This window comes from Nostoc sp., assembly GCF_036917465.1.
Lineage (GTDB): Bacteria > Cyanobacteriota > Cyanobacteriia > Cyanobacteriales > Nostocaceae > Nostoc.
This window is the reverse complement of the sequence record NZ_JBALDL010000091.1, coordinates 239,590-257,420: the sequence shown is the minus strand read 5'-3', so window position 1 is coordinate 257,420 and position 17,831 is coordinate 239,590. Positions and strand designations below refer to the sequence as shown.

The 17,831-nt window shown below is 41.0% G+C and carries 20 protein-coding genes and 3 pseudogenes; 12 read left to right on the top strand and 11 right to left on the bottom strand.

Translation table 11 applies throughout. The features are described 5' to 3' along the window. The 8 genes and pseudogenes from V7K38_RS24900 to V7K38_RS24865 form a co-directional block, all read left to right on the top strand. Complete coding sequence (locus V7K38_RS24900; protein WP_334861644.1) at positions 1–255, top strand: TIGR02450 family Trp-rich protein; 255 nt, start codon at positions 1–3, stop codon at positions 253–255. An 870-nt stretch (positions 256–1,125) separates the two neighbouring features. Further along, a complete protein-coding gene (gene bchL / locus V7K38_RS24895; protein WP_334861642.1) occupies positions 1,126–1,992 on the top strand; it encodes a ferredoxin:protochlorophyllide reductase (ATP-dependent) iron-sulfur ATP-binding protein in 867 nt (288 codons plus the stop codon). Between the two features lie 32 nt (positions 1,993–2,024). Then, a complete protein-coding gene (locus V7K38_RS24890; protein ID WP_334861640.1) occupies positions 2,025–2,828 on the top strand; it encodes a DUF5331 domain-containing protein in 804 nt (267 codons plus the stop codon). Between the two features lie 200 nt (positions 2,829–3,028). Beyond that, positions 3,029–4,432 carry a ferredoxin:protochlorophyllide reductase (ATP-dependent) subunit N gene (locus V7K38_RS24885; protein WP_334861638.1) on the top strand — a complete coding sequence of 468 codons (1,404 nt, stop codon included), beginning with the start codon at positions 3,029–3,031 and terminating at the stop codon, positions 4,430–4,432. A 173-nt stretch (positions 4,433–4,605) separates the two neighbouring features. Then, positions 4,606–4,854: an AbrB/MazE/SpoVT family DNA-binding domain-containing protein gene (locus V7K38_RS24880; RefSeq protein ID WP_334861779.1), complete on the top strand. Its 249-nt coding sequence runs from the start codon at positions 4,606–4,608 to the stop codon at positions 4,852–4,854. 75 nt (positions 4,855–4,929) lie between these two features. After that, positions 4,930–5,157, top strand: a complete 228-nt coding sequence (locus V7K38_RS24875) for a hypothetical protein (protein ID WP_334861636.1) — start codon at positions 4,930–4,932, stop codon at positions 5,155–5,157. Then, a complete protein-coding gene (locus tag V7K38_RS24870; RefSeq protein WP_334861634.1) occupies positions 5,147–5,302 on the top strand; it encodes a hypothetical protein in 156 nt (51 codons plus the stop codon). Before V7K38_RS24875 ends, V7K38_RS24870 begins: the two co-directional genes overlap by 11 nt. 15 nt (positions 5,303–5,317) lie before the next feature. Next, positions 5,318–5,563 (top strand): annotated as a pseudogene (locus V7K38_RS24865) (putative toxin-antitoxin system toxin component, PIN family); the annotation flags it as partial. Positions 5,564–5,587: 24 nt separating this feature from the next. Here V7K38_RS24865 and V7K38_RS24860 read toward each other — a convergent pair. Then, positions 5,588–6,874, bottom strand: coding sequence for a hypothetical protein (locus V7K38_RS24860; protein ID WP_334861632.1), 1,287 nt, complete (start codon positions 6,872–6,874; stop codon positions 5,588–5,590). A 16-nt stretch (positions 6,875–6,890) separates the two neighbouring features. After that, positions 6,891–7,076, bottom strand: a complete 186-nt coding sequence (locus V7K38_RS24855; protein ID WP_334861630.1) for a hypothetical protein — start codon at positions 7,074–7,076, stop codon at positions 6,891–6,893. Positions 7,077–7,170: 94 nt separating this feature from the next. Here V7K38_RS24855 and V7K38_RS24850 point away from each other — a divergent pair, with 94 nt between their 5' ends. Next, the gene (locus V7K38_RS24850; RefSeq protein ID WP_334861628.1) at positions 7,171–7,401 is read left to right on the top strand and encodes a hypothetical protein; all 231 of its coding nucleotides are present in this window, start codon (positions 7,171–7,173) and stop codon (positions 7,399–7,401) included. Positions 7,402–7,426: 25 nt separating this feature from the next. Here the strand turns inward: V7K38_RS24850 and V7K38_RS24845 are convergent. Then, positions 7,427–7,627: pseudogene (locus tag V7K38_RS24845) on the bottom strand (XisI protein); the annotation flags it as partial. 136 nt (positions 7,628–7,763) lie between these two features. Between V7K38_RS24845 and V7K38_RS24840 the strand changes: the two are divergent. Both V7K38_RS24840 and V7K38_RS24835 read left to right on the top strand, forming a co-directional pair. Further along, positions 7,764–8,321 (top strand): hypothetical protein, encoded by a 558-nt coding sequence (locus V7K38_RS24840; RefSeq protein WP_334861626.1) that lies wholly within the window; start codon positions 7,764–7,766, stop codon positions 8,319–8,321. A 77-nt stretch (positions 8,322–8,398) separates the two neighbouring features. Continuing rightward, entirely contained in the window at positions 8,399–9,043 is a 645-nt protein-coding gene (locus tag V7K38_RS24835) for a DUF3318 domain-containing protein (protein WP_094342488.1), read from the top strand. A 211-nt stretch (positions 9,044–9,254) separates the two neighbouring features. Here the strand turns inward: V7K38_RS24835 and V7K38_RS24830 are convergent, their stop codons facing one another. Further along, a complete protein-coding gene (locus V7K38_RS24830) occupies positions 9,255–10,052 on the bottom strand; it encodes a 7-carboxy-7-deazaguanine synthase QueE (RefSeq protein WP_334861624.1) in 798 nt (265 codons plus the stop codon). A 198-nt stretch (positions 10,053–10,250) separates the two neighbouring features. On the opposite strand from V7K38_RS24830, the gene V7K38_RS24825 reads away from it, so the two are divergent. Then, positions 10,251–11,300 carry a sugar transferase gene (locus V7K38_RS24825; RefSeq protein WP_334861777.1) on the top strand — a complete coding sequence of 350 codons (1,050 nt, stop codon included), beginning with the start codon at positions 10,251–10,253 and terminating at the stop codon, positions 11,298–11,300. A 120-nt stretch (positions 11,301–11,420) separates the two neighbouring features. On the opposite strand, the gene V7K38_RS24820 is transcribed toward V7K38_RS24825, so the two are convergent. The 7 genes and pseudogenes from V7K38_RS24820 to rsfS all read right to left on the bottom strand — a co-directional run bounded on the left by V7K38_RS24820 (position 11,421) and on the right by rsfS (position 17,478). Further along, positions 11,421–11,930, bottom strand: a complete 510-nt coding sequence (locus V7K38_RS24820) for a hypothetical protein (RefSeq protein WP_334861622.1) — start codon at positions 11,928–11,930, stop codon at positions 11,421–11,423. A gap of 17 nt (positions 11,931–11,947) precedes the next feature. Further along, the gene (locus V7K38_RS24815; RefSeq protein ID WP_334861620.1) at positions 11,948–12,964 is read right to left on the bottom strand and encodes a hypothetical protein; all 1,017 of its coding nucleotides are present in this window, start codon (positions 12,962–12,964) and stop codon (positions 11,948–11,950) included. A 95-nt stretch (positions 12,965–13,059) separates the two neighbouring features. Beyond that, positions 13,060–14,517: a YcjF family protein gene (locus V7K38_RS24810; protein WP_334861618.1), complete on the bottom strand. Its 1,458-nt coding sequence runs from the start codon at positions 14,515–14,517 to the stop codon at positions 13,060–13,062. A 42-nt stretch (positions 14,518–14,559) separates the two neighbouring features. After that, positions 14,560–15,042, bottom strand: a pseudogene (locus tag V7K38_RS24805) (group I intron-associated PD-(D/E)XK endonuclease). 438 nt (positions 15,043–15,480) lie between these two features. Then, complete coding sequence (locus V7K38_RS24800; RefSeq protein WP_334861775.1) at positions 15,481–16,434, bottom strand: asparaginase; 954 nt, start codon at positions 16,432–16,434, stop codon at positions 15,481–15,483. Positions 16,435–16,522: 88 nt separating this feature from the next. Beyond that, positions 16,523–17,023, bottom strand: a complete 501-nt coding sequence (locus V7K38_RS24795; protein WP_334861616.1) for a CGLD27 family protein — start codon at positions 17,021–17,023, stop codon at positions 16,523–16,525. Next, entirely contained in the window at positions 17,020–17,478 is a 459-nt protein-coding gene (rsfS, locus tag V7K38_RS24790; RefSeq protein ID WP_334861614.1) for a ribosome silencing factor, read from the bottom strand. Before rsfS ends, V7K38_RS24795 begins: the two co-directional genes overlap by 4 nt. Between the last annotated feature and the right edge of the window lie 353 nt (positions 17,479–17,831).

The following is a 17,831-nucleotide window of genomic DNA, read 5'->3' as shown; positions in this document are numbered from 1 at the left end:
ATGACTAAAAAACAGAAATTTCCTTACCTAGTCGGTTCTAAGTGGACGGCACAGAAAAAAGTTGATGGCTGGCGGCATTTCCAAGTTGTCAATCGGAAAAATCAGGCTAAGTGGGTTTATGCCGAAATGGTTTCAGCTTGCGATCCTAAAGTCCGTTTCTGGATAAATGCCAAATTATTACAAGATAACTCCCAGTGGCAAGCTGGCTGGCAAACATTACAGGAAATCCAGGAAATTAAAACTGAGGTGTCCTAATTGCCATAAGCCCCACAGCCAAAAGATTTTAACCTCACTTCCATTCCTCTCTTTTTTAGGATAGAAGCTTTGAATCTTACTCCCCTTCCCTTGTAGCTACGGTGTACACACAAGTCTTCTAGAGTTGCCCCAGAGCCTTTTGATCCCCTCAACCCCCCTTAAAAAGGGGGGCAAAAGTCTCTTAAATTCCCCCAATTTATCGGGGGATTTAGGGGGATCTGCAACGATTTTGGGTTTGTACAGAGATGTGTGTACACCGTAGCCCTACAAGGGAAGGGGCTGTTCTTGTTAGGTCTGTATTTAAATTCAACCCAGAAGCACTATATTTAGCAAATTAATAATATTTTACAAAATCACACTAATTCACTCTCAAGCAGCAATTAAGTGGTTCTCTCTACAGATTAAAAACTGCCAGATTATCTGCGATACCTTCGGTGAGCTACGCTAACGCAAATTCCATTAGTATTTCCAGCATCAGGCTGCATATACCTCTCTCTACCCTTATCGCTGCACCCCAATACCTTGAAAACAGCTTGCACTAACATTACCTAATTCTATGAAAACCATTCAAAAAAGCCAATTTCAGCTTTTTGTTTTTTGTAACTATTTTTATAAAAAAAAGTAATAAAAACTTTTTATCGATGACTTTTAGCGCTAAATATGACTTTTAAGCTAAATAAAAGCAAAAATAACCATAATTAAGTTCTAATTCATCGGATAAAACCGTTTTACAAATTTAGAGCCGCTTTCCTTTCTATGTAATTTGCCCAATAATGATATCAACAGACCTCACGCATCGCCATCTCAGGAAAGGTGAAGGCAAATGTTTGAGCCACAAGTTTGACAAGAAGCTATAAGAGGGAAACAACAGTGAAACTAGCAGTCTACGGAAAAGGTGGTATCGGTAAATCCACAACTAGCTGTAATATATCCGTCGCCCTAGCTAAACGTGGCAAGAAAGTGCTACAAATTGGCTGCGATCCAAAACATGACAGCACCTTCACCCTGACTGGGTTTTTGATTCCCACAATTATCGACACCCTCCAAGAAAAGGATTATCACTACGAAGATGTCTGGCCAGAAGATGTAATTTATAAAGGCTACGGCGGTGTGGATTGCGTAGAAGCAGGTGGCCCACCTGCTGGTGCTGGGTGCGGTGGGTACGTAGTCGGTGAAACCGTAAAATTACTTAAAGAACTCAACGCCTTTGATGAATACGATATAATTCTTTTTGACGTTCTGGGGGATGTAGTGTGTGGTGGTTTTGCAGCACCACTCAACTATGCAGATTACTGCCTGATTGTTACAGACAACGGCTTTGATGCTTTGTTTGCTGCCAATCGGATCGCCGCTTCAGTCCGTGAAAAAGCTCGAACTCACCCACTACGTTTAGCAGGGTTGATTGGCAATCGCACCTCCAAGCGCGACTTGATTGAAAAATATATAGAAGCTGTGCCAATGCCAGTTTTGGAAGTTTTACCTTTGATTGAAGATATCCGTGTTTCCCGTGTGAAAGGTAAAACTTTGTTTGAAATGGCAGAGCAAGATCCTTCCCTAGACTACGTTTGCGACTACTATCTCAGCATCGCCGACCAAATTCTAGCGCGTCCTGAAGGTGTTGTACCTAATGACACACCAGATCGGGAGTTGTTCTCTTTGTTATCCGATTTTTATCTAAATCCGGGTAAACCCCAGGTTCCTAATTCACAAGAGGAACTAGACTTGATGATTGTATAAATCACCAAGTTCTCAGGATGGGGGACAATAATATGGCTTTCTTTCACAGTTTTACGGATTCAATAAAGCAAAAGTGGTTGCAATTTTTCCAGAATAATCGAGACTGGATTACCCTGCACATGAAAGTGGAATCAGTGTACACCCCTGATGGCGGGAAGCGGCCACCTTCTTACCTCATCCTGGGAGTTCTTAACGCCCTAGAGCCAAAGCTAGCGCAGTTAATGTTGCCCTTTGCCAAACTTAATCCTGATGCCGATACGCTGATTGAGGTGCTGGATTTGCATTTTGACCCAGATTTCGCTCTCGGTAATCGCTTCGTTGTCAACCCAGATGTAGAGAAATACGTAGAAGAAGCAGCAGCGATCGTTGATGAAAAGCCTGAAGATGAAACATTGACACATTATTCTCATACCAATGGCTATACCAATGGCTTTGGGGCGGAGGTGGTAGTTCAAGAGTTCGCAATCCTGGATTCCGACGATCAAAGTTTGGAAATCAGCGAGTTGGAGGAAACCGAAAATGACTTTGGCGATATTTCCTTATCCAACGGACACACATCAAAGGATGAGTCTCTCGAAATCTCTAGTTTAGAAGCAGATGAGTTTGGGGAAATTGCCTTCGATACAACAGCTGCAATCGAAGTAAAGCTGGATGAAGACGAGGCACTTGAAGATAGTCCACTAGACGAGAATGCGTTTAAAGACGTGTTATCAGATGTCTGGGGTGATGAAACAGCTTTGCAAAAGGCTGAAGAAAATAACGATTTTTTGGGGGAAGAACTGCCAGCAGGCGTTTTTGATGAATCAGAAATTGCCCGTCTCTTCCCCAATGCTTAATTATTGCCGTTCTTCGCAATTTTAAGTTTTAGATTTGGGACTTCGGCTACGCTCAGTCGAACGGTTTTGGATTAGGAGTTAGGGAAATTGTCGTTAGACAGCAGATACTTTTGTTGTCCCAGCCTTCAATCCAAAATTATCAATCTAAAATCTGAAATTGGTTGAATTGCCATTAAATATCAAGGGGAGAAAAAACCAAAATGACTGTCGCTCAACAACCAGAAGCTTTAAGCTTTGAATGTGAAACTGGAAATTACCATACCTTTTGCCCAATTAGCTGCGTGGCGTGGTTATACCAAAAAATTGAAGATAGCTTCTTTTTGGTGATTGGGACAAAAACTTGTGGCTACTTCCTGCAAAATGCGATGGGGGTGATGATTTTTGCTGAACCCCGCTATGCAATGGCAGAGTTGGAAGAGGGCGATATTTCAGCACAACTGAATGATTATGATGAGTTAAAGCGGTTGTGCTTACAGATTAAACGCGATCGCAATCCTAGTGTAATCGTCTGGATTGGTACTTGCACTACCGAAATTATCAAAACAGATTTGGAAGGTTTAGCACCGAAGCTAGAATCCGAAATTGGGATTCCCATTGTTGTAGCGCGGGCAAATGGTCTAGATTACGCCTTCACCCAAGGCGAAGACACTGTATTAGCTGCAATGGCTAACCGTTGTCCTGATAAGGCTCCGGTGGCGGAAACAGAGAAAATTGAACGGAATGCGATCGCTAAATTGCTAAACTTCGGTAAGAAGAAAGAAGATGTCGCCCAAGATGAATCTGAGTATGTAGTTCATCCACCCTTGGTTCTCTTTGGCTCTCTTCCCGACCCCGTAGTTACTCAGTTAACCTTGGAACTGAAGAGACAAGGCATCAAAGTTTCCGGCTGGCTACCCGCGAAGCGCTTCACTGAACTGCCAGTACTGGAAGAAGGGTATTATGTCGCTGGTGTCAACCCCTTCCTCAGTCGCACTGCTACAACTTTAATGCGTCGCCGCAAGTGTAAACTCATTGGCGCACCCTTCCCCATTGGTCCCGATGGAACTCGCGCTTGGATTGAGAAAATCTGCTCGGTGTTTGGTATTACTCCCAAGGGATTGGATGAACGGGAAGCACAAATTTGGGCAGGTTTGGAAGATTATGTGAAACTGATTCGCGGTAAGTCTGTATTCTTTATGGGTGATAACTTGCTGGAAGTTTCCCAAGCAAGATTCTTAATCCGTTGTGGGATGACAGTTCACGAAATCGGCATTCCCTACATGGATAAGCGCTATCAAGCTGCTGAGTTGGCGCTGTTGGAGAAAACTTGCCAAGAAATGAATTCACCTCTGCCAAGGATTGTAGAGAAGCCGGATAATTATAATCAACTTCAACGGATTTATGAGTTGAAACCAGATTTGGTAATTACTGGTATGGCTCACGCGAATCCGTTGGAAGCACGCGGTATTAATACAAAGTGGTCTGTGGAGTTCACTTTTGCTCAAATTCACGGCTTTACAAATGCGCGTGACTTGTTGGAGTTGGTGACTCGTCCGTTGCGTCGGAATAATAATTTGAAAGATTTGGGTTGGGATAAGTTGGTGAGAGAAGAAGCGAAGATTTAGATTTGGGTTTGGATTGAGCAACAGCATAATACTATGTTACGGGCGAACTTTTCGGGTTCGTCCTTTTTTTATGAACCGCAGAGGCGTAGAGAACACAGAGGAAGAGGAGAAATTGGAATAATCAAAAATGCTAAAATTTGTATATTAATCTTAGTTTTTTACTTCTTAACTTAATAGAAATTACAAAATTGTCTCCTCAAGGACAAGTAATTATTCCCAAATCTTTGCGGGAAGCTCATCAATGGGAAGTAGGTCAAGAATTTATTATTATTGATATAGGTGATGGAATTCTTTTAAAGCCTAAGAAAGCTTTTGTAGTAACTAAATTAGATGATGCAGCAGGTTGCTTAAAATATCAAGGTAAATCTAAAACTCTTGAGGATATGGATAATGCAATTCGCCAAGGTGTAGAGGAATCGTGATTTAAAAGTAGAAAACTGGCTCAAACCTGATTAAAAAAGCTAACAAGTTTCTATTCCCTAACTCCAGAACTCACCATGACTCAAAAAAACTATCAACTCCCCCTAACCTTCGAGCAAATTCTTAATCTTGTCCTACAACTTCCCGCACAAGAACAAGAACAACTTATTCAAGAAATAAAGAAAATCTCTTCAAATAATAAAGATGAAGATTTACTTAGTGTTTTTGACAGAATCGGCAGAAATGCTCAAGCAAAAGGATTAACCGAAGAAACTCTAGAAGAATTACTCGCTGATGAATCATAAACTAATTGTCATTGACACGAATGTTTTACTTAGTGCTACTCTAAGTCCTAATGGAACAGCCCGTAAAGCCCTAGATAAAGTCTATAAAGAATTCAAAATTGCTCAAAACGATGAAACTTATCAAGAATTAAACACACGAATTTAAAAACGTAAGTTCGATAAGTATATCTCAGATGAAGACCGACAAGATTTTTTGGACATAGTTAAAAAGTACAGTCAATTTATAGAAATAAAATCTCAAATAAACACCTGTAGAGATCCAGATGACAACAAAATTTTAGAACTTGCTAAAGATGCCAATGCAGAATTTTTAATCACAGGAGATCAAGACCTTTTATCACTCAAGATCCTAGCCGAATATCAAAACCAGATTATTACTCCCAGAGACTTTCTTGACCTTGATTAATTCATCTTTAATCCTGTAACTAGTTCACATGGAAGGCTGTAACTCTAAAGGTTTGGATGGAATTATGTACATTAATTCTGCACCGTCTGGTTTAATTTCTGTAGACGGAGTTAATTTAAGCCAGTCATGAAAGCTGATTCCTAATTGGGATATTGCTTGTACTTCTGTTTGATATGCTTCAAAACGAAGGTTGGTTTCAATCATAGATTCCATTACTTCAAATACTTGGGGAAGACGTTTGTAAGCTTCTTGTTTCAAATCATCCTGACTTGGGCCGAACCAACCACCTTCAACCTCAACCTGAGTTAAAATTGCTGCTGGTATTGAGTCTAACCATTTTTGAGGATCTTTGGCTATCTTAAACAGATTTTTACGTTGAAGCTCAAACACAGCATTTTCATCCAAAGCTGGATCAATCCATTGGTAAATTCGAGTTAGTCTTCGCAAATCAATCTGACCTTTTAACTCAGGATCTAAGTATGCTGCGGGATTAGAGGTTAGGAGAATATCAACATATTTCTGAATACGAGAACGAATAATTATTGACCCTTCTTGGAAGCGGCGAAGTGCTGTATCATGTTCTTCTAGTTCTAAATAGCAACGTGCTTCAGCTAGATAGGCTAAAGATAAAGTCAGTAGATATTCATCAGCAATTTGGCTTTTTTGCTCAAGTTCGATATCAGTGTATTCAGTATAAATATGCTCTGCTTCTAAAAAGCGGTTAATAGCTTGTAGGGCGCTGCTTCTTCGATTTTCAGTTTTGGTCATCGTAAAGGCATTAGTTGCTAATTCGATTGCAGCACGAAAATTAGCATAGAAACTAAGGTCGATTTTACGGTTAATCTTATTTAACAGTTTTTGCGCTTCTTGTAAGCGTTTTTCTAATTCCTTAAGCCGTTGTGCTATTACAGCAAAGCCTATAACTGAGACACCAAGATTAAGTACACTGACTGCACTAGTTACTTGCAAAATTCCTTGAGTGATCTGCACACTTTGCCCAAGCTTACCTAACTGATTTTCAATCCCACCCAAACGCTGATTAACATCAGCTAATCCTTTTCCTGTCACAGCCGCATTAGCCCCTGAAGCAACAAGATTTGCGCTTGAGAAAAAAAGGTTGAATAAATTGTTAGGGGTATCAGTTAACGTTGGGACTTGGGAATTATTTGATTCCTGCTCCCGCAACCAACTAACGACTTGTTTTGTCCCTACATCTCTGATAACACCCCCTACCCTTTCAAAACTTCCATCTGCCAATCCTTTGGCAATCCAATCAGCAAGCATAAAGGTTACTGTCACTGGTAAACTCATAATTTTCTCCTAGTTGCTAAAATTTCAGCAGTGTGATGCCTGGTAGCCAGTCGCTTCCATTCTGCACAGCAAATACCTGCGCTTTACTCAGTATTCCCAATTTGAGTTCTATTCTGTCTAAGAGCGATCGCTCTTTTTTAACCAGAAGATGCAGAGCGATCGCACATACAAGCGTTGAACGAAGCTTGAAACCCGCTCTCAATTAGGAAATTGCAGATGAGAGAGCGATCGCTCAAATCTCATCTCAGTTAGATACAGTTAGAATATGCTGGTAAATATGCGAGTAAACAAAAATTATGCTTAGTGGAATTAAGCAAAAGGCTATTGTCGGAAAAGATGGCAAAATTGAACTTTCTACAACTGAATTACCAGAAGGAACTGTGGTAGAAGTTATTGTGCTAATTGAACCACCAACTGAAGAAGATGAAACTACCTATCTTCTAAAATCAGAAGCTAACAAAAAACATCTACTCAAAGCTTTGAATAATGTACAAAAAGGAAACCTAATTTATCTCGATTTAGATTAGCGATCGCCATTTTTAATAAATTCAACTAACTAATAGCAAAGTCTGTATATTTCCGCACAGATGGTAATTGAAAACCTAAAACAATATCTTCTTTTGGGACACCTAATTCAACCAATTCATTAGCAATTCCTACCTCCGTCCCATCTTGCTGAATCCAGATTTTCTCGTCAATAATATCTAGATGGAGAACAGTCCCATATATGCGGTCTTGCTCCCGCCAACCTATTTTCCTATCTTCAATTCCCAATTCCCTAATTGCATACTTCTATGTAATCAGAAGTATCTACACCAACCTAAACAACTCCCCTGACAGGTTAAACTAGGTCTGGTAACAGCTGCTCCACGTTCCTTATGAGGCTTTTATGGGAGCTAACCTCAAACAGATTGCCAACTATTTAGATAACCTTGGTTGGGACTACCGTTTTGATGACCAAGAAGACCGAATTATAACAGGTGTGGAGGCTGATAACTTAGAAGATTTTCTAATAGTTGTTCAGTTGGATGAGGGGGGAAAATTTTTCCGGGTATTTGCCCCTCAAGTTCTGGCAGGAATTCAAGATCATCCTTACAAGGGAGTTATCCTACAAACGATCCTTGCCATTTCCTGGGAAACCAAAATGTTGCAATGGGAGTATGACCCATCGGATGGTGAAATTCGCGCCATTATTGAGTTTCCTTTAGAAGACTCGATTCTCACAGAAAAGCAATTTCACCGTTGTCTGAGTGGATTAATTCAGATTGTGGATGGGATAGCGATACCTCGCCTGAAAGAAGTGATGGCAACAGGTTTTGATCCGGGGAATATAGAACTTGGTGAAAGACTGTTACTCAGTATCCAGGAAGAAGCCCCAGGATTACTAGATTTGCTAGAAAAGGCCATGGAGGCGCGGAAAAAACGAGGAAGTTTTCCCAACGACTGAGACGGATCATCACTTAAATAGCTATACTCCAAAGTGATACCCTCACTATATACTGAAATTTTCTGGGGCTGGATATTATGACATCCTATGCAACCTCCTCTGCCAAAGCGGAAATGAGTGAACTACGGCGGTTGAAAGGCTTACTACCGCCAGAATTACAGAGCTGGGTCACGGTTGAAGGCACAACTGAGGTCAATCCACCCCTGGTTCGTTGCGAAGAAATTGGTAAAGACCAGGTAGAAATTCAAATTGACCTGGTGAAATGGGATGCCCTCGCAATGGATCAGCGTAATCTGCTGTTCTGGCATGAAGTTGCTCGCGTTCAAAATGACACGATTCCTAAAGATGGTTGGGAAATGGCAGCACTAGCCATCGGTTTAGGTGGTGCTGTAGGCGAATTGTGGGTACAAGATGGATTGCTGCTGGTGTTAGCTTTGTCGCTGTGTGGTGTGTCAGGCTGGAGACTGTACCAAAAAAATAGTGGGGAAAAGCAACTAAGAGAATTGCTCAATGCTGATGAGAAAGCGATCGCTCTAGCAACTCGTTTTGGTTATAGCCTCCCCAATGCCTACAAGAGTCTCGGTAGCGCCTTAAAAACCCTGATTGACAATACTCCTAGTAAGCGCCAACGATCGAAATACGAAGCAAGGCTGTCTGCCCTCAAGCGCAGTGCCAATAAAGCAAAAGCTAAATCCAAAACTCCAGATGAAGGCGGGTTGTAATTAGTCATTTGTCATTTGTCATTTGTCATTTGTCTTAGGAGGTAGGAGTTTGGAGTTTGGTGTGAAATCTAAACTTCAAACTCTGTCTTTGGCTGGAAATGCCTGCTGAGGCGGCTGTTGCTTTGCTGATTCGCGGCAGCAATGACTATTTCATCGAATCTTACTTTTTTCTTGACTACATCTTTATCAAACTCAAATTTTACAGAAGCTTTTACAGCTGGTTCAGCATCTTATGCGTCTGAGGAATCACACGGACATGCTTGATAAAGCCCTTCATCAAAGCTTGCCAGGTCAAAACTTGATCGGACGTAGGTGCAAGCATCGGTATTGGGGAGAATTGTTCGGATGCTGCTAAAGGCGTAACAGGTTGTAAAAATACTGAGATATCTGGACTAACCTCTGCCACCAAAGAAGCTGAACGTTCTAACTCGGCTGGATCTGTGTTTTGAGACACAATTATCTTGACAAAAACATTTAAATATGAATCATGACATATTTGGAGAAATTTAGCATGTTCTTGCCAATGACTTTCACCGCTAACACTGGGCAATTTGAAATCCATACCCACAGAGTCTAAATAGGGAAGAATCATCGCTAATTGTTCTGAGCGATGTCCGCCAGTTTCTAAGTATATTGGCAGACCAGTTATGTCTCGCACTTGGGGTAGAAACTGCGTTAGAAATGGGGCATGAAGAAGTGGTTCACCCCCAGTTAAGCTAATGCTATCGTGTAAACAAGGTAGATTTTGCTGTTCCACCCATTGGATTAATATGGGTAAAGAGACAGGGTTAGAGTGGATTTCAAAGTCGCGCAATCCAGGCGATCGCTCTATCCGACAAGTAGCAGGTGCATTCCAAGTGTGGGCACTATCACAAAAGTGGCAGCGCAAATCACACAAAGCAAAACGAATAAATATTTGACGTGTCCCTACATTCAGTCCTTCCCCTTGAATGGCAGAAAAGACCTCAATTAGGCGTGCGGTAGGTGTAACCGTAGTTTTAGCAATCATTTGATGAGAGCAACGCGATCGCGCTGCGTCGGCACAACAGCAAGGATGTTTTTTGGCTTCTTGTTCTATTGTGAATCGTCGCTAGCGATCTCCAATCTCAGCCCCGGTAAAGAGAAATTAGTCCTTATTACTACTGATTCCGATATTAGGTTAGGTAATTTTGGAGGACAAAATAATGTTTGGCAGATTACATTATACATGGCAACGAAAGTGCAGAGCTTCATGACTAGCCAACCGACAGAGGTCGATTTTCCAGTTAATTCCCTAAACGACACGGCTATAATCCAGGTACCCGCGCGGTTGAGCGTGCTGGAGGCTTTAGGCTTTAAGCAAACCTGCCAAAGCTTAATTGGGCCCAATTCACATCCTAAACAAATCATTATTGACTTTCACCAAACTACTTTTATGGATAGTAGTGGTTTAGGTGCATTGGTGAGTAATTTTAAATATGCCCAAACTCAAGGTATTACATTAACACTGCGGAATGTAACACCTCAAGTAATGGGAGTCTTAAAACTCACGGGATTGGATCAGGTTTTTCCCTTAGAGTCGGTTGACGATGGGTTGCTAATAGAGCCAGAAGATTTAGTTGATAATCGGAAGACAACTTCCCGTAAGGTAGAGCCGTTACCTACTACTCATCCTTCTGTGGCATCTTGGATGAAACGCTTCTTAGATATTGTGGGGTCTGTGGTTGGTTTATTAATTACAGGAGTTTTGTTTATTCCGATTGCGATCGCTATTCAAATTAACGATCCCGGCCCCATTTTCTTCAGTCAAACCCGTTGTGGTTGGATGGGAAAGCGCTTTGAGATTTGGAAATTCCGCTCTATGTGTGTGGATGCAGAAGCGAAAAAATCCCAAGTTAAAAACCAAGTGCAAGGTGCATTTTTCAAGAATGAAAACGATCCTAGAGTTACTAGGGTAGGGCGCTTTTTACGGCGAACTAGTTTTGATGAATTACCGCAATTTTGGAACGTCCTTAAAGGAGAAATGAGTTTAGTTGGTACCCGACCACCTACACCCGATGAAGTCGAACGTTATGAAGTACCAGAGTGGCAACGTTTAGATGTGAAACCTGGTATGACTGGCGAATGGCAAGTCAATGGAAGGTCTACAGTCCGCAGTTTTGAAGATGTAATTCGCCTAGATTTGCAGTATCAAAAAAATTGGAGTTTGGTGTACGATTTAAAGCTAATTTTCAAAACTATAGCTATTCTATTTAATAGAAACAGTGGTGCTGTTTAGCTAACTACCCTTATTCACAATTTTTTGATAATTACCCAACTCTCGCAATATTTCTTAAATACACCCAAGCCCATAATGGGCTTGGGTAAATTTTAGGTTTTACAATGTTAAAATCACTAGTTAAAAACTAGATAATTGTTTAATATATTCAATAACTTGGTCTTTACTGATTATTCTTTCAACTGGCACACAATAAGATGGATATATGTAATGAGTTTTACCTGATAGATAACTTTTACGCTGGTCTTTTATAATTCCATACCTGTCAGGATAAATAAACCACTCAGTACTAGGACGTTTTGGTGTTATTGCTCCCCAAGCTACATTAGACTTTAGACAATACCAAATAATTACTGTAGGTGGATATATCCACTGTTTACTCTCTACTTCGCCACACATCCATCCTTTATAACCTGCTGGCAATTTCTTAGGATCTGTAGTATTTCCAGGCACACTTTTTACAGATATCCAAAACAACTTATTACTTAAACTATCATAGACAGGAATATCTTCATCAGTACCAAACTGACTCATAACTGACTTTCCTACATTAATACCTCTTTTTTCTAATCCCTCACAAACCTTTTTGACTGCAACATCTCCCTCACCTTTTAATTCTTCCCAGTTCATGCTTGGTATATTGTTTTTTAAAACTCACCTGTCATTGTTTGATCCTCAATTTCTAACAGAGGATTGCTCAATTGTTTTTCTACTAATTCTGTGAGAATTTGATTGCAATATTCAGAAATTTCTGGGTATTTTTGTGCTATCCATCCCACAGGTGTAATTACTAATGAATCGCTAATATCTACACCCATTTTCATCATTTGTATAGTTTCTTCTATTGCTTCATATAAAACGGCTTGTAATTGAGGAAATTTGTTAACACGGTATGCATATTTAGATACGGAAAGAACATCATTAAGAGTTAAACCGTATTCTTTAATATAATCAATATTCTCCGCTAAAGGAGAATATAACTCTGGATATATTTCTACGTTAATTAATACAGAACGGATGTACTCTCTTTTTGCCTTTTTGTAATTAGCAACTAAGTTTTTACAACTTTTGATTGAAGGTAAAAGCATCTGAAATAAAAACTTTATTTCAGACAATACTTTTTTTTGCCCCAGTTCTTGATCTACAAGCAGTTTGTTAGCTGATAAATCTAGCATCCAACGAACATAGATCGGGCAAAGCCTCCAATAATTTGTGACAATTTCTGTGAGTAATTTGAAGGCTTCAGTATAGTTTTTGTATTGCGTTGGTTTATTATTGTTAGTTTTAGCTTCCTTGGCTAAATTTAAGCAATATAAAGCCATAGAAAACTTTTTATTTACTTGTAATAAATATGCATAATTCTTTAATAATTCAAAAACTGTATTTAGGTTATTTTCCTGATACTCTTGTGCAAGTTTAAAAGCTAAATTACTTGCTTCTTGGAATTTATGAGATTTTATTGATAATTCATTAGCAGCTTCAGCTTCAGCCGCCAAATGAGTTATTTGTACAAACATTGAAGTAGCTGGAGATTGAGAACTAATACGTTCTTCCAACCTGTGTCTAGTTTGAATAACTAGGTTTTGAAGCTCATTTATGTCAATAGTTTCTAACAAATCTTTGTTAAAAACACCTTCTGGATTTGTAAAATAAGGCGTTTTCATGATTTACCTATCCTCAAAATAGGAGTCGCAACGATTACCATATTTTTCAGCCTAATACAAAGGCGCAAAGAAAAACTCTGCGCCTCTGCCTGAACTTAACCAATAAACTTCTGAATACCAACTACTTCAACCTGCTGCACTTCTGGCAACAAACGCTTCATGCTTTGCTTAACAAATCCCTGCAAAAAACCAATCTGCTGATTTTGCTGAAATACTTTTTGCAAAGTTTGCCGCAAGTTTTCCAAATTCAAACCAGTCCCAGAATCTATTACTATTTCCTGCTGTTGGAAATATTCAATTAGACTTAACCCTGCAACTCTAGTCAGATAAGCTGCACTTACTCCTTGCACTACGCCACCAGCAACAAAGGTAACAGCATTACTTTTAAGAACAGTACTAATCGCCTTTGTAGAAAGTTCAACTAAACCCAGTTTCAGCATCAAACTTCCCATTGTTACAGCTACAGTTTGCGACTGTTCCAAGGAAAATTTCTGCTGATAGATATTACCCAAATCCATTACAATCTGAGCATTAATTGCCGCAGTCGCCAGAATATCAAGGGCTGGAACTGGGTTAGCAAAGGCAGCAGCCGCAGCTATCCATTGATATTGTTCAATAATTGGGGTGGCGCGATCGCGTCTAGTTCCATTCAACCAGTTTTTCGCCTCAGCTTTCAACAATCCGGCTTTCCTCATGGCAGTTACCCAAACCAGCCGTTGTCCTTGCTGTGCCAAAACTTCACCCAACTGCTGCGTCAACTGCTGGATATCTGCTGTTGGTTGTTCCATCCACTCTTGCACAGTACCATCAGCTTCATGCTTTCGGACTTTGATAGCAACGGGAGAGGCGGCTGTTGCAACTACATTTCCCTGCATTCGCTGTTTCAATGACAGCAAGATGCTGGCGCTTTCATCGGCTAAATACTGGTCTTGTTTGTTAAAAACCAGGATTGTCGGCTGATTTGCTGCTTTTAGCTGCTGTAAGGTTTGAAATTCTGAGTCTGTCAAATCACCACTTGTCAGGAACAGGACAAAATCTGATTTTGCAACTTCTGCTAAAACAGCTGCATCTGAATTGTCCCCAGTTTCTCTAAACAAAGGTGCTGTCTCTTCTAAAGACACCCAGTTTTGTGTCTCTAGATTTTGCTTTAACACTGGAATTAAGGTGCTTTTACCTACAGATTTCCCGCCAGTCACAGCCACTTTAATTTTTTGTCTATCTAATTCAAAGAACAATTGGGCAACTTGTTCTCGCAGTGTCGCTAATGCTGGATGGTTTTCTGCTTCTTGTGCCAGTTGGTTAATTACAGTTTCAGTTTTAGCGATCGCACTTTCCACAGTCGCCCGATCTACGAGCATACCATTTAGCTGCTCTAAACTGTCCTTCGGGCGATTTTGCTGGAATAACCACAAACCACCACCTACAGCTAAGGCACTCAACAAACCAAACTCACCCACCTGCACTATAGAATCGTGCCAACTGTCCAACATCCAGAGAGAAAAGGACAGTCCCAATCCTCCCACTAAAATTGGTCGCTGCAACTTCACAACCATGATTCTCCGCGCCTTTTAGATGGCTATTTCTTCCAGAATAGATTAAAAACCTGCTTCTTGGAATTGAACAGGCGATCGATCACAACTTTCTTTACCTATAGATTTTGTTAAAATTAACTCCCAAGCATTCCTATATTGTGCCGAACGTGGTTTACGCTGTCTTTTTTCAGCTTCAACTAGGTGTACTTCGCTCCCATAATCTATGAACACATCTACGGGAAAGACATAGAACAGGTCAAGTTTTTCTATATATACCAGGGCAAAATCAAAGTCTGATAGCTAATATGCTTCTCGAACCATCAGCCGTCGATTAGTTTTAGTGCGGCGATTATCTACAACATAATTGCCCGAAGGCTCATCTAACCAAGCATATTTGACTTGGATTTTAATTAAAGTTCCCTTTACATCAAATGCTAGATCGTAAGGTAGGCGATCGCCAAAAGGTTTTAAAACTTCCCAACCACGCTTTAAGGCATGAAGAACAGCAGCTTGTTCTGCTATGTCTCCTCTAAGCTTTGTGTCCATCTGCAAAATAAAAATAATTAAATAAAACAAAACCCCAGAATCTTTTCAAATTCAGGGGTTTTATTTTAATTTGGTGGCGGGAAGTGGATTTGAACCACTGACCTTCGGGTTATGCTTACCAACTACAACTTTCGTTGCCCAGTTATACTGGTTTGTGGTCTGGACTGTCCCTTCACCCTCGTCATTATCGTTAGGGTGTCTGCCTTCCAGTCTCTACACCTTCCTCATTTCTGAGGCTTGGTTCGGGATTACCGCGCTATTGGCTTCCCCGAGTTTGACAGATAAACGCACATAAGTTTCTTTACGTGCCGCCCATAGCAAACTTAACTAATAAGCGTGTAGTTAACTTTGCCCGTTGAGCCCGACGAGCTACCAGGCTGCTCTATCCCGCGTTGCTCTCGACTTATTTATAGTAACCTATAGTCAAGAGTTTGGCAACTACAAAAACGATAATTCTCCAATTACTTCTAAACGCGTGTATTTTCCCAAGGTGGCAAACTTTTCTGAGAGGCTTTCGGCAGCGCTAGGACTAATCCAACCCATTTGCTTGAGTAAGTGAATCGCAACGGCATGTTTGGCTCGTTTTGTCCCATCCATGACTTTAATTGCTAATCCCAAGCCTTCACCGAGTCTACCAATGCACTGAACTCCTTCAGCACCACTTTTACTGACTAGTTCCCCTGGAGTTAAGCGCATCAGTTCCGTATCAAATTCTCCATCTCCTGCTACCATTGCAGGGTGATGAGTCATAGCCCGGACGATGCGCTCCATATCCAGATTGGTACTAGAGGCTAGCAGCGCATATAAAGATGCCATGTGACCCAGTTGCATCACATAAGTGGGTGCGCCACAGTCATCATGAGCGTTGATAAATTCTGCGGCTGGCATTCGCAGCAATTCTGCTACTTTGCCTAAAATCAATTGCTGTATTGGGTGCTTGCGATCCAAGTAGTTATTTAAAGGCCAACGGCGTTGTTGACAAACAGCTAACATTCCCGCATGTTTTCCAGAGCAATTGTATTCCAAAGGACTGTGTTTACCTTCAGGAGTTGGACACTGGAGTATGGTGGGGTCAAGATCGGCCCGCCACAGGATATTAAATACCTGTCGGACTTGATCTATGCTTCCCTTATGGGAACTTGTGATAATTGCTAAGTCGCGATCGCTGAGGTCATAGCGTTCCAGTGTACCTGTAGTGGTGACTGCGAGTGCCTGAAAGGGTTTGAGGGCTGAACGGATAAATGCAGCAGTTTCAGAATTTCCGGCAACGGTTAGAACCCGTCCTCGTTCGTCGCATACAACAGCCTGGACTATATGCCTGGATTCAATAATACCTTCTCGCAGCAACCGGACTTCCAGTGCTGTGGCTTGAGTTCGTTTTCCCATTGTCATGGGTTTATATTTATTACCTTTTTTAATTAATTTAGTCATTGGTCATTGGTCATTAGTCCTTAGCTAATGACTAATGACCAATGACTCTTTAAAACAAATGCCAAACTATCGTACCAGTAACGTACATTCCCGCCAAGCCAGCAAAGGTAAATTGCAACCGCCGCAAAATGGGTTTGATTTCGTATGCAACAATTAAGCGATCGCGGTTAAGGATTTCCTGTGGTTTCGTCCAAGTTTGGCCGTCGTACCAGCCGGACTCTTCATAAAATACTGTGGGACTGCAAAGGCGATCGCACACGTAGAACCAGCCTAAGTATAACCTTACGAGTGCCAGGACTACCCCAACACTGGCTGTTGCTGCACCACAAAGGATAAAATGTGCAATATACTTGTGGGGAGGAAAACTTGCTGCTGCCACGGGTGCTGCGATCAGCCAAGACAAACTCCAAATCCAAGCAATTTTCGTGATATACTCGCGCAAATCTAAAGTGCTATCACGAAAGAGCCAGGAATTTTTTAACTCTTCGTACTCATTGAGCGGTTGTTGGTCTGTGGGAACTGGGCAATTTGAAACCGAAGACCTAATCATGTTGGCTTACCTTCACCCTCATCAGATTCTGGAAGGGAAATACGTTCTGCATGAATCCAGAACGCTTCTAAATTATAAAACTCCCGTTCTTTGGGCATCATGATGTGAACGATCACATCACCATAGTCTTGTAATACCCAACTCCCCTCGACTTTTCCTTCTGTCCTTATGGGACGACGGTGCAACTCAGTTTCGACTTTTCCTTCAATTGCTTGAGCGATCGCTCTTACTTGTACCTTAGAATAGCCAGTCATCATCACAAAGTAATCGGCTAGGTAAGATACCTCTGCTACTTTGAGCAATAAAATCTCACCCGCTTTGCGGTCTGACGCAGCAGCTGCTATCGTTGCAGCTAATTTTCCGCTCTCCTCTTCAGTATGGGCGTAGCTTTTTACCACACTCTTCGTTAGTGGGACAGATTGTAATGGGAAATTTCCTTGGAAATAATCAGTCATTAAACCTCATGTGCTTTCTTTCTTTTGAAACAATTGTTTACATTTACTTACAAATCACAAACAATTGAGCTGAAAATGTGTCAATAGGTTTTTTTGAATACTAACAAAAAAACGGATGCCTATGGGGTCTAGTTTGATAATTGACTGCTGAGATTTTGACATTAGCAATCAGCAGTTGCAGATGGCTATTCTGTAGCGATAAATTAACTAATAGCTTTTTATAGTAGCTATGATTTACGCACTGTACAAAAAAAGCATCTTGTGTATTCACGTAAATAGGTCGTTTTAGGCTTTTGAAGGTTGCTTTTGATTGCTGGCGTAGGCGCAGCCTACCGCAGGCATCACCAAAATAT